The organism is Streptomyces lunaelactis (assembly GCF_003054555.1).
GTDB classification, from domain to species: Bacteria; Actinomycetota; Actinomycetes; order Streptomycetales; family Streptomycetaceae; genus Streptomyces; species Streptomyces lunaelactis.
The window spans coordinates 399,179-413,634 of the sequence record NZ_CP026304.1; the positions used below are offsets into that span (position 1 = coordinate 399,179).

Annotated in this window: 11 protein-coding genes and 3 pseudogenes; 8 read left to right on the forward strand and 6 right to left on the reverse strand. The window is 66.7% G+C overall.

What is annotated here, in order from left to right:
• Positions 1 to 2 precede the first annotated feature (2 nt).
• Positions 3 to 329: a hypothetical protein gene (locus SLUN_RS39240; protein ID WP_159100145.1), complete on the forward strand. Its 327-nt coding sequence runs from the start codon at positions 3 to 5 to the stop codon at positions 327 to 329.
• Between the two features lie 487 nt (positions 330 to 816).
• Positions 817 to 1,227, forward strand: a complete 411-nt coding sequence (locus SLUN_RS01770; protein ID WP_108154447.1) for a RidA family protein — start codon at positions 817 to 819, stop codon at positions 1,225 to 1,227.
• Between the two features lie 81 nt (positions 1,228 to 1,308).
• Here SLUN_RS01770 and SLUN_RS01775 read toward each other — a convergent pair.
• Positions 1,309 to 1,458, reverse strand: a pseudogene (locus tag SLUN_RS01775) (ATP-binding protein); the annotation flags it as partial.
• 145 nt (positions 1,459 to 1,603) lie between these two features.
• On the opposite strand from SLUN_RS01775, the gene SLUN_RS01780 reads away from it, so the two are divergent.
• The 4 genes and pseudogenes from SLUN_RS01780 (at position 1,604) to SLUN_RS40715 (ending at position 5,126) form a co-directional block, all read left to right on the forward strand.
• Positions 1,604 to 2,668 carry a tyrosine-type recombinase/integrase gene (locus SLUN_RS01780; protein WP_108146857.1) on the forward strand — a complete coding sequence of 355 codons (1,065 nt, stop codon included), beginning with the start codon at positions 1,604 to 1,606 and terminating at the stop codon, positions 2,666 to 2,668.
• Positions 2,665 to 2,979: a helix-turn-helix domain-containing protein gene (locus tag SLUN_RS01785; RefSeq protein ID WP_108146858.1), complete on the forward strand. Its 315-nt coding sequence runs from the start codon at positions 2,665 to 2,667 to the stop codon at positions 2,977 to 2,979. The genes SLUN_RS01780 and SLUN_RS01785 overlap by 4 nt, the downstream gene beginning before the upstream one ends.
• Positions 2,980 to 3,237: 258 nt before the next feature.
• A complete protein-coding gene (locus SLUN_RS40710) occupies positions 3,238 to 4,629 on the forward strand; it encodes a tyrosine-type recombinase/integrase (protein WP_257153625.1) in 1,392 nt (463 codons plus the stop codon).
• A 146-nt stretch (positions 4,630 to 4,775) separates the two neighbouring features.
• Positions 4,776 to 5,126: pseudogene (locus tag SLUN_RS40715) on the forward strand (DUF6228 family protein).
• 190 nt (positions 5,127 to 5,316) lie between these two features.
• On the opposite strand, the gene SLUN_RS01800 reads toward SLUN_RS40715, so the two are convergent.
• Positions 5,317 to 6,483, reverse strand: a complete 1,167-nt coding sequence (locus SLUN_RS01800) for a chymotrypsin family serine protease (protein ID WP_159100146.1) — start codon at positions 6,481 to 6,483, stop codon at positions 5,317 to 5,319.
• 50 nt (positions 6,484 to 6,533) lie between these two features.
• A complete protein-coding gene (locus SLUN_RS01805; RefSeq protein ID WP_257153626.1) occupies positions 6,534 to 7,712 on the reverse strand; it encodes an IS630 family transposase in 1,179 nt (392 codons plus the stop codon).
• A gap of 379 nt (positions 7,713 to 8,091) precedes the next feature.
• Here SLUN_RS01805 and SLUN_RS01815 point away from each other — a divergent pair, with 379 nt between their 5' ends.
• Positions 8,092 to 9,192 (forward strand): peptidoglycan-binding domain-containing protein, encoded by a 1,101-nt coding sequence (locus SLUN_RS01815; protein ID WP_108146861.1) that lies wholly within the window; start codon positions 8,092 to 8,094, stop codon positions 9,190 to 9,192.
• 480 nt (positions 9,193 to 9,672) lie between these two features.
• Here the strand turns inward: SLUN_RS01815 and istB are convergent.
• A pseudogene (gene istB / locus SLUN_RS01820) lies at positions 9,673 to 10,349 on the reverse strand (IS21-like element helper ATPase IstB); the annotation flags it as partial.
• Positions 10,346 to 11,980 (reverse strand): IS21 family transposase, encoded by a 1,635-nt coding sequence (gene istA / locus SLUN_RS01825; protein ID WP_170146645.1) that lies wholly within the window; start codon positions 11,978 to 11,980, stop codon positions 10,346 to 10,348. The gene istA and the pseudogene istB, both read right to left, overlap by 4 nt.
• A gap of 198 nt (positions 11,981 to 12,178) precedes the next feature.
• On the opposite strand from istA, the gene SLUN_RS01830 reads away from it, so the two are divergent.
• A complete protein-coding gene (locus SLUN_RS01830) occupies positions 12,179 to 13,774 on the forward strand; it encodes an ISL3 family transposase (protein ID WP_218929492.1) in 1,596 nt (531 codons plus the stop codon).
• Between the two features lie 32 nt (positions 13,775 to 13,806).
• Here the strand turns inward: SLUN_RS01830 and SLUN_RS01835 are convergent, their stop codons facing one another.
• A complete protein-coding gene (locus tag SLUN_RS01835) occupies positions 13,807 to 14,448 on the reverse strand; it encodes a hypothetical protein (protein WP_159100147.1) in 642 nt (213 codons plus the stop codon).
• Between the last annotated feature and the right edge of the window lie 8 nt (positions 14,449 to 14,456).

Consider the following 14,456-nt stretch of genomic DNA (forward strand, 5'->3'; position numbering starts at 1 on the left):
AGATGGAACCCAAGGACGCCGATGCGTACTTCGGGCAAGTGATCCGGCATCTCGCGCCAACCACTCGGCGAGGCAAGGCCGATGCGCTGTCCGTTTTCTTCCAGTACCTGGAATTGCGTCACTCGGTCGAGCTCTACAGCCTGACCGGCATCGCGGTGCGCTGCCCGCTAGACGAGATGAATCGGCAGCGAGGAACGACACAGCTGCTGATCCGGGTTCCGCCATCCGAACGAGAGATCAGTGATCTGTTCCAGGGTGGGCTGACGTGCTGGAGACCTGCCGCAAGTTCGCCACCGGCGCGCGCAACTTCACGGCGGCACGGCTTATGACGCAGGTCGGCCCACGCATCACTGAGTGCCGGCGACTCGATCTGGACGACATCCCACCTGCTCGTCTCCGGACGCACCGCCTACAACACCCGGCCAGTCACCAGCTACTACATCGACAACCTGTTCCGCGGCCACAATGCCACCCTCGACCGGCTCCGCGTGGACCGCTGGCTGGAGGAAGCGCTCAACCGCAGCCCCGCCCCCTGCACCTTGCCGCCGTCTTTGGCATCAGCACCGCCAGCGCCATCCGATACGCGCAAGCCGCGCGCCTGATCCTCGAAGACGATGCGTCACCATGGCTACGTTGATCTCTAGGAACAGCGTTTCTTGATGGATTCCGGAGTCAGTCGGTGATCATCCGGTGCGGGAATGTCGAGCAGAAATGACGGCGTTGCCGTGGGGCGGCGAGAAAAAGGGAAGGCGGGAGCCAACTGGTCGTTGGCAGGATGTCCGCGCTCAACATCCGATGGGAAAGGACCCGACAACCGTGGCTCGTGCCATCACTTTGATCCGCTCCGCCTCCCTGTCCGACGTCGCCGAGTACGCCTACGCGGCCACTGCGCCCGCCGAGTCACGCCTGATCTTCCTCGCTGGGGCGTGTCCGCTGAACGATGACGGCTCCACAGCAGCGATCGGGGATTACGCAGGCCAGGCAGCGAAAGCCATGGAGAACATGCAGGCCGCTCTCTCTGCCTCAGGTGCGTCACTGCAGGACGTCATCAGTACCCGGGTCCTCGTCGCATCGGCCCGGCGGGAGGACCTGGTGGCTGCCTGGCAGGTAGTCCGGGACTTGTTCGCTGACCATGACGTCCCCAGCACCTTGATGGGCGTCACCGTGCTCGGCTACAAGGACCAACTCGTCGAGATCGAGGGCGTCGCCGCCGTGCTCGATTCTTGAGACCTTTTCCAAGGACACCGCGAACGCGGGACGGCCAGCCGTCCGCCAGGACGGCTGGCCGCCGAGGAACGTAGGCTGCGGTCAGCCGGCCTTGGCGGGCTGCTCAGCTCGTGCTCGGGTACTGGCGAGGCGGTAGGAGTCTGTGCCGGTCTCGATGATGGTGCCGTTGAAGGTGAGACGGTCGACGATGGCCGCGCAAAGTCGGGGATCCGTGAACGTCTTGGTCCAGCCATCTGGGGCTGGCACATGTTCCTTTTCGTGGATCGCCGCTGCCACCGGCCCGTATCCATCTTCTGCTGTCCTCGTTGGTCTTCGTGGTGGTGCCCGGATTCTCCAGGTGCTGCCTTGATCGGTCAGGTGCGAGGAAGGTGTGCCGGTGGCATCCCAGTTGAGGGTGGTCCAGGGTGGTGCCGTCCTGCTGGAGCCGGTGACCGCCGATCCGTGGGAGTTTCAGGCCGACTGCGTTGAGGCGTTCGTCGCCTCGTGGCGGGCCCGCGGGTTCAGTCCAGTGACGGTCGATAACGACATCGGACTGCTGGAACGGACGCTCACCGCGCTGGGCCGGCCCGCCTGGGACGTCACTCCCGAAGACATCGACCGTGTCGTCGGTGACCTGGCCCTTGCCGGGCGGGCCGCCTCGACCCGCCGCGAGTACGTGCAGATCTTCAAGGGCTTCCACCGGTTTCTGCAGGTCCGCAAGGCCGTCGAGATCGAAGCCGGTTTCGGCGTCCGTCTGGTCTGCCCGGTCGATGAGTTCAACGCGTCCCGGCATGTCGGCGATGACTCCCCGGCCCAGCTGCCTCCGCCGACCCCAGAGCGGGTCGCGGAGTTCTTCGAATTCCTCAAGGCCCGGATTGCCACGGCCCGCAAGTACGCGCCCGCCGCCCGTGACTATGCGATGTTCCGAACGCTCTATCACGCCGGCCTGCGCTCGGAAGAGGCGTCGCTTCTGGATCGCCCGGACCTCCACTTCACGCGGGGACCGTTCGGGAAACTCCATATCCGGTTCGGCAAAGGGGCTCGCACGTCCGGGCCGCGGCCGCGTTGGGTGCCGATGCTGGACGGGCTCGACCTTGTCCTGCGCTGGTTCCTCGACGACGTCCGCGGGAAGTTCCCCGACTCACCGGTGCTGTTCGCGGACGAGTCCGGTGGCAGTCTGCACCGGGGGACGATCCGCAACCGTTTGCGCTATCTGATGGAACTCGAAGGCAGGCCGGCGACCGACCGGTTCAGTCCGCATGCCCTGCGGAGGGCCTGCGCCACCCACAACTACGAGCGCGGTGTGGACTTGGTGGCCATCCAGCAGCTTCTTGGTCACTGGACGGTCAGCTCGACCATGAGATACGTCCGTCCCTCCGCGACATTCATCGAGGATGCCTATCGCCGCGCGGTGACCGCCACGCTCGGCGAACTCACCGCCGAGGGGGACAGCTCCGCATGAAGATCCGATGGCGTTTGCGGATGGCCGCCGCCCAGCGCGAGGTCTGGACCGGCACCCAGCTGCAGCGGCTGCTGGCCGAACGCGCCGGGCTGCAGATGTCGTCCGCCTCGGTGTCTGCGCTGTTCAGCAAGGAACCTTCTCAGGTGAAGATGTCCACTCTGATCGCGTTGTGCACCGCGCTGGACTGCACCCCCAATGACCTGTTCGAGGTCGACACCACCCCCGTCGAACGTCCCGCAGCCCCGCTTCGGCCGGTCGCCGACCTGCCGAAGGCAGTCTCCGCGCGGGGCCGTTCGATGCCTCCGCTGTGACCTGGAGAGGGCGGCATCGTGGGCGTCAAACAGAGCGACTGCACCGGTTGCGGAGCCCCGGTCGGCTTCATCGACCGGCACTACTGCTGCCGCTGCACTGCCCAACAGAAAGAGGCCGCGACCCGGGCCGCTTGTCCCCGGTGCAGCCAGCAGCGTGTCCTCCGGGCGGACACCGGCCGGTGCATCACCTGCTCTCGCGTATGCACCGGATGCGGCAACCCGGTGCGGAGTAAATCCTCGGCTCTCTGCCGCACTTGCATGCGGGAGTCCGAACGCGACGCCGCCAAGGATCCATGCCCTCGCTGCAGCCGGCCCGGATATCTGCGCGAGGACACCGGCTGGTGCGGGCACTGCTCGCGTCCCCGGCAGGCCAAACAGCCGCCCCGGGCCTGCGAGCAATGCGGCAGAGTACGGAAGCATGCAGGGCTGGGACTGTGCTCGGCCTGCTGGCAGCGTCACCCCGACCGCCCCTTCGTCCGGGCCGAGCACCTCATCGCCGAACTCGACAATCCCCCCGCCTGGCTGCAGGACTTCACCACAGATCTCGCTGCCAAGTATTCCGTCGGCCGGGCCTGCACGATGATCACTTCGCTCGGGTGGCTCCTTCGGGATGACCAGCCCAACCTCCCCCAGTCTGTACTCGAACGATCCCGCCGCCCGGGCCGTTCGATGGGTTCCCTCGCCCGTGCCTTGGAGACCTTCTTCACCAGTCACGGTCTGGCCATGGCCACCGACCAGGCCGAACGGCTCGCGGCCGGCCGCCGACAACGCCGCGTCCTCGCGGTCCCAGGCCTCCTGCGACCTTCGGTGGAGGCCTTCTCCGACTTCATGATCCGCTCACGCGAGCGATCCCGGCGTGCCGGAACGCTGCCCCGCACCGATGCCACCATCGAAGCCGCACTCGCCATCGTGCGTGACCTCGCCCTGTTCCTCGCCGGCGAGCGCGGAAAGCAGGACTGGGCACTGACCGACGTGCACGATCTCGAAGCTTTCCTGGCCAGGTCGCCCAAGGCCCGAAAGCGTCGGCTGGTGGTGCTCGGACAGTTCTTCCGCTTCGCGCGGTCCCGGAAGATCGTCCTCGTCGATCCTGCCCGCGGTCTGACTGCCCGAGGACCGAGCGGCTTCACGGGTGCGACGCTGACACCTGACCAGCAACGTGTGCTGTTCCGCCGCTGGACAACGGATCCGGCCGTCCACCCGCACGAAGCCCTGCTGGGCATGCTCGCCTTGTTGCACGGTGCCTCAAGCCGCGAGGTCAAGATGCTGCAGGCCGTTGACCTCGACTTTCGTGCCCGGACCGCCCGGCTCGGAGACCGCCCGCATCCGGTTCCTTTGGATCCGCCGTCTTGGGCGGCAGTGGAAGGCTGCCTGGGCCACCGCGAAGACCAGAAGACTGACAACCCGCATGTGATGGTCACCCGCCAGACGAAGTCGGGCCGGGGACCGGCGTCCACCGCCTATGTCAGTCACGTCCTCGACGCCTGCGGGTTCCCACCCCGTATGATCCGCTGCACTCGACTGCTCGACCTGGTCAACACCATGGACCCCAAGCTCGTTGCCGCCACGTTCGGCATGGACCCCGAGGCCACCATGATCTATCTCGCTGACCACATCGACCCCGGCCGCCTGCCTGACCTGCAATCACGGTGACGACAGGCACCTCCTTGACCTGGTGTTCCTGGGATGAGCTCTCGAGACGCTGTCCCCGACGAACCAGCAGAATTGACCGTCCGCTGCCAGGACGACCGGCCGTCTCTGTGAAGTTCTGTGACCTCTTCGATGAGGACGAAGAATGCGTGCACTACGCCATCGAGGCTTGGGCGGCCAGTCTGAACGCTCGGCTGGACGGCGTGGCAGCCTGGAACTGGGGCGCAGACCTGGCTCCTTTCCTGGAGGACCTCTCTGAGGGCTTCCAGGGCTGGGAGGGAGAGCGTGTCTGGCAGACCAACGACCGTGATCTCACTGTCAGAGCGGTCTTCCGCTCGGGCGGCCATGTTGGGCTGACCTGGACCCTCCGTCCGTGGCAAATATTCGTTGGCAGCTGGTAGGTATCCGTCACCACCTGGCTGGAATCCGGCGAGCAGATGTCCACTCTCGCAGCCGATGTCCGGCACTTCCTCGGCCAGGAGGCCGGTCATCGTGGGTGACATGCAGCTCGTTTGGACTCTCAGCGGGCGGGGATGGGCCGACTGCACCATCGCCGATCATCAGGCGGAAGCCGAGGTCACAGCCTCATACATCTCCACAGCCCCCGAGGACCTACTGACCACCGCGGTATCGCCGAGCTCGTCCACCCACTCCGCTCGTCGACGACCCGGCGGTCGGGTCGTGGCGATGTCAGATCGTGTCGACGATGAAGACGTCGAGAGACTGCGTGACGATGTCGATCAGGTTCGCGAACGACCTGGTGCTCACCGTGCTGGACGAGGAATAGACCATGCCGACCGGAGTCTGGACGAGATCGAAAGTCGTCACGATCGCGCCGGAGTCTCCCGGCTTGCTGAAGGGAAGAGGACCGAAGGTTCCGGTCCCCTCGATCGCAAGGGAGCCTGAGAAATAGGCGTTCTGTCCTCCGTAGCCGACCCAGTGAGAGGCACCGACCTCCTTGACGGTTCCCGCTGTCACCTCGGTCGTCCGGCCACTCTTGAAGACGAGCATCCCTATGGTGGCCGCCCCTGTCGTGGTGCTGATGGGCACCTCTACCGGCCCCAGGACTCCGTTGATCAGGATGTTGGGGTTGACTTGCGCCGGATCCGCCCATGCTGTCGCGCAGTCGACGCTGTTGATGACGCCGCCGAACTCTATTTTGGTGAAACGCTCGAGCACCGCGATGAGATGTTGCGGACAGACCCCCGCGTCGGCGCGGCCGGGCTGGGCGATGCAATTCCCCAGCTGTCCGGCATTGGCGTCCGCGATGACGTGGTTACAGCTGATGAGGAGCGTTCTCTGGTCGCGCGGGAACGATCGGCCCGTGGATAGGCATCCCAGCGTGCCGCTGCTCGCCGGGCTGACGGGGCTGCTGATCGATATGCCACCCGGTGCCGGCCTGCTGTGGAAGGTGAACCCCTGCGCCTCTATCTCGCCGGTGACCACCGGAATGATCGGAACCCTTGACGATGCGGCGACGCGCACGTCCATCTGCTCGACGATCAACGCCTCCACGTCGTCGGCGTTTCTCGGCTGGGCCAGATAGACGTTCAAGGTGGGTTGCCCCGGCTCGATGGCGCTGCTGCGGGGCCCATATTCGGATGGTGTGGCCCTGCCGATGCCGACGCCCTGCACGTTGGTCAGTTCGGTCAGATCGTCCACGGATCGGAGTCCGCTGCGCTGCTCCCCCTGACCGCTGAGGATCCCTTCGATCGCGGCTCGCGCGTCGACCAGCTCCGTGGGGAACTGGTCGGGGTCGAATCCGATGTGATCGGACGTCACCTCGGGTTGTCTGATCTCCACGTTCTCGCCGGATTGCGCGAAATCATCAGGTGGAGGCTGACTGATTCTTGGCACGACAGCCTCCTGGAAGGCTCTGGATGGGTGCCCCGCTCTCGGCTTTCACTTCACGAGAGGCGATGAATCAAGGGTAGATCCGGGTGAAGGAAGATCGCCACTTGTGGTATCACCACCTGCGTATCGGCACACGGTATCCGCCGGACGGTATCGCGCACTGTATTGATCAGAAACTCATTGGGTTCACTCGTCGAGGACGTAGCGGACATGTCGACCGCCGAAGTATCCGCGCAAGATGTGGGGCTGGCGTTGTCGGCGGTGGAAGAACCTGCGGGTTTCGGTGGCGAGGTCGGCCTGGTTCCTGGCCGGTGGGTGTGGGGCAGGCTGCGTTTGAGGTCGGCGTTGACGAGCTCGTCGGGGTTCAGCTCCGGTGAGTACGACGGCAGGAAGTGCAGCTCGATCTGGGCCTCGTGGTCGGCGAGCCAGGTCCGGACGGTCTTCGAGCGGTGGGCCGAGTGCCGGTCGACGATCAGATGGACCTTGCGGTCGAAGTGACCGACGAGCCGGTCCAGGAAGCGGCACATGACCTTCGCGTCGAACGACTCGGTGAAGACCATGAAGTGTATCCGGCCCTTCGTGCTGATCGCGGACATCGCGTTCACGGAGAACCGGTTCCCGGTGCGACGGACGATCGGAGTGCTTCCTCTGGCGCCCCAGGTGCGGCCGGTGCCCTGGTCCGAGCGGATCCCGACCTGGTCGGCGAAGAGGACTTCACTCCTCTCCGCCTTCGCCCGAGCCCGGATCGCCGGCCAGGTCTCCTCGTGCCAGACGCGGACCGCTTCCGCGTCCTGCTCGACGGCCCGCTTGTCCGGACGCTGGAACGTCAGTCCCCAGCGTTTGAGGTACTTGCCCACACCGGGCTCGGTGAAGCGGACCCGGTAGAGCTTGAAGATCAGCTCGCCTATCGGGGCCCGTGTCCACAGCTGACCGGAAAGCCCCAGGACGGAGGGGGTGTGATCGAGGACGGCCTGTCGGATGGCGGCCTGCTCGGCCTCGGACAGAACCTGATGCTCGCCCACCCGGCGGCCCCGCGCACGCGACAGCAGCGCGTCCCGGCCACCGGTCTGCCACCTCGTCCACCAGTTGTCTACGGCCCTGACCGACACCTTGAACAGAGCCGCGACCTCAGCCCGGTCCCGCCCCTCCACCAGCGCGGACACCGCCAGCAACCGCACAGCCTCCTGCGCGGCCGGCGACCAGGTCCTCGCATTCCCCACCAGATCACTCACACACCGTCAACGAGCACGAACCCAAAGCGTTTTGGATCAATAGGCGACGTCACTGTGACGGCGGTCGGCAGCGACCCCCACGCGGATCACCGGGCAGCCACCTACTGCGGCCACTCGGACTTCGAGACCTTGGTCAACGAGGCTTCGTGCCACACCCCGCGGCCCCGGGCTGATCCGAACGGCCCCACGTCCGGACAGCCCCGCCAACGCAGGACACCTCGCGTGCGCAGGCTTACAGTCGTGAGTAAGAGGCGTTCCACCCCACTCCGTCATCGGACCCGGGGCAGGGCGCGGGGTGCGGGACTTCGCCCGGCCGGCCGGCCGCGGCCCACGGGGACAGCCTCGCCGTCCGGCCCCGAGTTCAGGGACCTGATGAGCCATGGCTGACGTGAAGGTCGTGTGGACAGGGCTTGAATGCCGTGTCAGGCAAGAGAAGAAAGACGACATCTTCGGCAGCGTTCAGCTGATCGCCGGAATGACGCCGCAGCCGGCGGTGAAGTTCCCCGACGCTGGCACGCTGACGTTCGGGCCTCCAGAGCTGAGGATCTTCAGCGCCCAGCGCCTGCTGTACTCCGGACCGGCACAGGACCTCAGCGTGTCCCTCGCGCTCGTGCAGCACGACTCCGGTGACATCGAGCAGGGGAAGCAGGCCGTCGCCCAGGCCATCTCCACCGCGGCGACGGCGGCCGTCGCCGCCGCCACGAGTCCGGCGGGCGCCGCCCTCGCCAAACCCTTCATCGACTTCCTGGTCGTAGGCCTGGTCGATATCGCGAGCGACCTCCTCGGCCTCGCCGACGACCCGTTCAACCCGGCGGCTGTCTTCATCCCGAAGGACAAGCTGCTGGATGCGAACAGCCGGCGCCAGATACGGCAGCGCCCCAACGATCCGCACACACTGCAGTTCACGGACATGGTCATCTGCAGCGGTACGGACGGTGACGGAGACCTGGGGGTGTACGCGCTGTACCTGGACGTACAGCCGTCTGGCGCCCCGGGCGGAGGCGGCGTCACGCCCGCGGGCGACGGCATCGGCACGCCCACACTGAGCACGGGCTCGCAGGGAGTGGCGGTGGAGAAGCTCCAGCGCCTCCTGAACGCCCACGTGCCGGACCTCGGACCCCTGGACGTCGACGGCGACTTCGGCCCCGTCACGGACGAACGCGTCCGCGAGTACCAGCGTCGTGTCGACATCGAGATCGACGGTGTCGTGGGTCCTGAGACCTGGGGCATGCTGACGGGCGGTGAGCGAGCGGAGGAGGACGCGTCCGGGACACCGACCCTGAGCAACGGCTCGCGCGGCCCCGCGGTCCGCAAGCTCCAACGCCTCCTGAACGCCCACGTGCCGGACCTCCAGGCCCTCGCGGTCGACGGGAGGTTCGGCCCCGTCACGGAGCAGCACGTCCGCAAGTTCCAAACCCGCCTCGCCATCACCGTCGACGGCATCGTCGGCCCTCAGACGTGGGGCGCACTCACGCGCTGAGCGAGCCTCTCGCCCAGACTCGGGGAGGGGGGCCGTCTCACTCGTGGACGACGACGGCCTCCAAGGCCCAGGGCGAAGAACGTCCAGCTGCCGACCTCGGGGAGTTCCTTGCCGCTGAGGCGGGAGGCGCCGGAGAGCGGATACTTCGGCGGTCGACATGTCCGCTACGTCCTCGACGAGTGAACCCAATGAGTTTCTGATCAATAATACGAAACGGAGAATTAAGTCCCTGCTGAACTTGAATGCGTGATGCCCGCTCGATCGAGGTCACAATCCCGCCCAGTGCCCAGACGACAACAACATCACGACCAACGACACTGAGCCGAACGGGTGACGGGACGGGGGCTCTCAGAGCTTCAAGATCAACTCAGCGCCCCTCCGACCCGTATCTCGGTCAGACCCCTCACAGAGGCATGGCACAAGAGCCGCCGCCTGGAGAACACCTGAGCCTGACCGAACCTGGATGGTTCGGTGCGGCCTGGCACAGGTTCGCCGGAACATGTGCGCTTTGCCGAAGGACTCGTTGGAGGCGATGGTGACGCTGTTCTTCTCCTCGCGCTCGGTCAAAACCTGGAAGAGTAGTTCGGCTCCGTGGCGGTCCAGTTCCATGTAGCCGAGCTCGTCAATGCACAAAAGATCGACGCGTCCGTAACGGGCGATGGTCTTGTTCAGCTGCTTCTCGTCGGCGGCCTCGACCAGCTCGTTCACCAGCTTCGTGGCGAGCGTGTAGCGGACGCGGTAGCCCTCATCGCGGCCTCGGTGCCCAGGGCGATGAGCATGTGGGACTTGCCGGTGCCGGAGTCCCCGATCAGGCAGAGCGGCTGGCTCTTCTTGATCCACTCGCAGCTGGCGAGTGTGTGGATGGTCGCCGCGTCGATGTTCGGGTTGGCGTCGAAGTCGAACGCCCGCAGCGACTTCTCCCGCGGGAAGCCAGCCGCCTTGATCCGCCGCTCCGAGCGACGGCGGGCCCGGTCGTCGCACTCGGCCATCAACAGCTCTGCGAGAAACCCGCGGTAGCTCATCTGGTCCTTGAGCGCCCGCTCGGCGATATCGGAGAACTCGTTGCGGATCGAGGGCAGCCGCAGCAGCCGACAGGCGCTGTCGATGGCGGCGTCGGCGGCCTGCTCGGTCAAGCCTCGCTGGCGGGGCAGAGTCACTGTGCTTCTCCCTCACGGTGGTCGCCACCACTGGTGCGGCGGCGTCGGAGCAATTGGTCATAGGGGGTCACCGAGGGCAGCGGCCTGGTGTCCGGCGGAAGATGCGCGAGCCGCCATTCGTGCAGGGACGTCACTGTCGCCGACGGTTTCCCGGAAACCAGCTGGCCTGCCGAGGGGGTGGGTTCGGTCTCGGCCTGGGCGGCCTTGCGGGCCTCCAGAGCGACCGCGTCCGCGGTCATGGCCCCGGCTCGCAGAGCCGCGGCCAGGCCGGCGACGACATGCTCGTGGGGCAGATGACGCCCCAGCAGGAGAACCTCGATCAGGGCCCGGGTGCCGTCCCGCTCGCCATGGATCCTGCGGGCCTGGTCCCACCAAGCGTCGTGGACCGGGGTGAACCTGCCTGCTGAACGGGCCTGTTCGAGGGCAGTGGAGCCCGGGAAGGCACCGGGCTTGCGAACCAGGACTTCCAAGTAGTGGTCCAGGTCCAGCCGGACGGCGCCCTTCGCGATCAGCCGCTCGTGACGGGCCACTTCCACGTTCTGGTCGTAAACCACCAGATGAGAGGCGTGCAGTACAACCCGCACGCGTTTGCCGATCAGCCGGATCGGGACCGAGTAGCGGTTGGTGCGGACCGGAATCTGGCCGTAGCGGTCGACCCGCGGGGTGAACACCCGGCCCGTCTCGAACGGTTCCTCGGGCAGCGGCATCAGCAGTGGCTGTTCGAGTGCAAAGTACTCCGCGACCGTCTTGGGCCTGGACCCGATGCGGCCGGCGTCGTCCTGCCGGTCCCACTGTTCGACCATCTCGTTCAGCTCGGCGAGCGAGGAGACTTCGGGGACGGGAACGAAGTGGTTGCGGCGGAAGTAGCCGATCATCCCTTCGACTCCGCCCTTCTCGTGGGCGCCTTCGATGCCGGGCCGGCAGTAGAAGCTCTCGATGCCGAAGTGCGAGCGGAAGGCGATCCACCGGTCGGCCTCAACTCTTCCCCGGCTCTGCCCCAGCACCCTGGCGACGGCGGCCTTCAGGTTGTCGTAGCGGACCTTGGTCCTCGGCACTCCGCCCAGAGTCCGCAGTGCGTGGACGTGGCCTTCGAAGAAGGCTTCCTGGCCGCAGGAGGCGAACACGCGGTGGACGGCCTTGCCCGAGTACGACAGCCGGAAGGAGAACAGATAGCAGGTCACCAGCTCGCCGGCCAGTCGCACGGTCACGTCACCGAAGTCGACCTCCGCCTCATGGCCGGGCAAGTGAGTCTGCGGAACGAATGCCTCGAGTGGCGCTTTGCCCGACTCGACCAGGATCTCGGGCTTCCGGCCGGCGACGTAGTAGCGCACCACCCCGTAGGAGACGTCCGCCCCGTGCTCCTCGACCAGCCGGTGGAAGATCCGGGTGACCGTGTGCCGCTGCTTGCGCGGTGCGTCCAGATCTGTTCGCAGGATCTCGTCGATCACCGGCTTGTACGGATCCAGCGTGGTGGCTCGGGGAGGCAGCTTCTTGCGCGGCTCCGGCCAGGAAGAATCCAGCGCCTTGCGCACGGTCCGCCACGTCACGCCGTGCTTGCGTTCAAGCTCCCTCATCGACATGCCGCCGCGATGGTCACGCCGGATCGCCGCGTACAGCTCGACCTTCGACATCTGCGGCATGACCAGCACCTTTCGCCAAGAGCATCCCGATGCTGCCCTGGCAAGAGACCTGGTGCCTCCCAAACTCAGGTTCTGGTCCAGCTTCTGTGGTGTGCCTACTCCCTGTGATCGTTGATCTTGCTGATACGTCCCGCGAGATCGTCCGGAAACTGCCAGGGACGGCCCCGTTCGGGCTGATGGTTCTGGGCTGTGCGCGAGGAACTGCTCCGCCTGGAAGAGCTGCTCTTCCTGGCGGCTCCGGAGATCAGGGTGGTGTCGGTGCAGGACGACGGTGAGGCGATCCGAGTCGGGGTCAGATGTGTGACGGCCGGTGCTCGGTGCCCGGGCTGCGGGAGCTGGTCGGGACGGGTTCATGGCTCCTACCTGCGGTTTCCCGCTGACCTTCCCGTTGTGGGGCGGCGGGTGGTACTGCGGCTTCGTGTCCGGCGCTTCACCTGCGAAGACGTTTCCTGCGGGCGGCGAACGTTCGTCGAGCAGGTCGGGGGCCTGACTCGCCGATACGGCCAACGGACCGAACGAATGCGGTCGGTGCTGGCCGAGGTAGGCCTCGCCCTGGCCGGCCGCGCCGGCGCCCGGCTGGCCGACGTCTTCGGGGCGAGGGTCAGCCGGAACACGGTTCTGCGGCTGGTCGACGCTCTCCCGGAGCCTCAACCGCGGATCCCACGGGTAGTCGGCGTCGATGAGTACGCGATGCGCAAGGGGCGCGTTTACGGGACCGTGCTGGTCGACGTCGAGACCCGCAGACCGGTGGACCTGTTGCCGGATCGCGAGGCGGGCACTGTCGCGGCCTGGCTGACCCAGCGCCCGGGGATCGAGGTCGTCTGTCGCGACCGCGCCCCGTTCTTTGCCGAGGGTGCCAGAATCGGGGCGCCTACCGCTGTCCAGGTCGCCGACCGGTTCCACCTGTGGCGCAACCTCGGCGAAGCGGTCGAGCGGTGCGTCTCCCGCCACCGCGCTTGCCTCCGTGTGACCGCCGCAGAGCCGCCCGTGGACAAGACGCTGGCACCAGAATCGGCCGACATCGATTCGCCCTGGCCAACCGGGCACCGGTTCGCTGATCGCACCCGCGCTAAGCACGCTACCGTCCACGCGTTGCTGGCCGCTGGCCACAGCCGACGCTCGATCCAGCGCCAGCTCGGCATGACCTACCGGACTGTTCAGCGGCTTGCGGACGCCGCGGCCCCGGAAGACCTGTTCCAGGGACAGTGGCAGAACCGCAGGACCAAGCTCGACGACTTCAAGCCGTACCTGCACGAGCGATGGGCCGAGGGCTGCACGAACGCCTGGACTCTGTGGGAAGAGATCAAGACGCACGGCTACACCGGCGGATACGGAGCCGTCCGCGCCTACCTCCAGCCGTTTCGCACAACCCCGACCGCACCGGAAGCCCGTCCGCCGTCCCCACGGACGGTCGCCGGCTGGATCCTGACTCACCCCGACACCCTGCCGGAGAGCGAGCGGCTGAAGCTCAAATCCGTCCTCGCCTGCTGCCCTGAACTGGATGCCCTCACCGGGCACGTCCGCGCGTTCGGGCAGATGCTCACCCAGCTCCAGGGGGACCAGCTCCCGCAATGGATCAAGGCGGTCCGCGCCGAAGACCTCCCCCGTCTCCACACCTTCGTCAACGGCCTCGAACGGGATCTCGCCGCCGTCACCGCCGGGCTCACACTGCCCTGGAGCTCCGGCGTCGTAGAAGGCCACGTCAACCGGATCAAAATGATCAAGCGTCAGATGTATGGCCGGGCCGGCTTCGACCTGTTGCGGAAGCGAGTCCTGCTGGCCTGACCGCAGCTCCGTCACTCAACGAGCGGAGCCGTTCAGCTGATCGCAAGCAGCACGGGATCCAGGCCCAGCTTGCTCCGGCATGAGTCGACGGCCCGTGCGACCCAGGCGGTCACTGCATCGTGATCTGCTGCGATCACGTGAAGCTCACGTGCCTTCTCCTGGGCTTCGACCATCCAGGGCGCCAGCGCGTCCTCTCGTAGGACTCGCTCAAAGAGATCGCGGGCCGTGTCCGTGTCCCCGACCAGGGCGGCTGCGATCCCGGCGTCGAAGCTCTCCCAGAGGAATCCCCGCCGCAGCGGCCTGGCCGTCAGGTACCGGGCGACGTCCGCCAGAGCCGGGAACTTCTCCCTCAGCACAGTCACCTCCGCCGCGGCCCGTCGGCCGAGTTCGAGTGCCAGCGGCGTGAACTGGTCCTCGGCGCGGAACAGCTCGGGTCCGGTTCGGGCTGTCTCCGCATGGAAGGCCAGGTGGTCCACGTCGTGCCACAGCCACATCGCACCGACGTGCAGACCGCTGCCGGCAGTGCGCGGCGGAGCGAACTCCACAACCCCGAGCCACCACCCGTGATCATCAATCCACACCCGCGACCGCCCACGCTGGGCCAGGCCGAGCGGCTTCAGGGATTCCCGCGCCGCGGAGGTGATGATCCGGAGGGCCGGACTGCGATCTGCCATGACCGGCA

What these genes read in the sequence shown, in the direction of transcription:
- SLUN_RS40710 (WP_257153625.1), top strand. Translation starts at nt 3,238, where the DNA reads ATGCGGGAGTCCGAACGCGACGCCGCCAAGGATCCATGCCCTCGCTGC.
- SLUN_RS39240 (WP_159100145.1), top strand. Translation starts at nt 3, where the DNA reads ATGGAACCCAAGGACGCCGATGCGTACTTCGGGCAAGTGATCCGGCAT.
- SLUN_RS01815 (WP_108146861.1), top strand. Translation starts at nt 8,092, where the DNA reads ATGGCTGACGTGAAGGTCGTGTGGACAGGGCTTGAATGCCGTGTCAGG.
- SLUN_RS01785 (WP_108146858.1), top strand. Translation starts at nt 2,665, where the DNA reads ATGAAGATCCGATGGCGTTTGCGGATGGCCGCCGCCCAGCGCGAGGTC.
- istA (WP_170146645.1), bottom strand. Translation starts at nt 11,980, where the DNA reads ATGTCGAAGGTCGAGCTGTACGCGGCGATCCGGCGTGACCATCGCGGC.
- SLUN_RS01835 (WP_159100147.1), bottom strand. Translation starts at nt 14,448, where the DNA reads ATGGCAGATCGCAGTCCGGCCCTCCGGATCATCACCTCCGCGGCGCGG.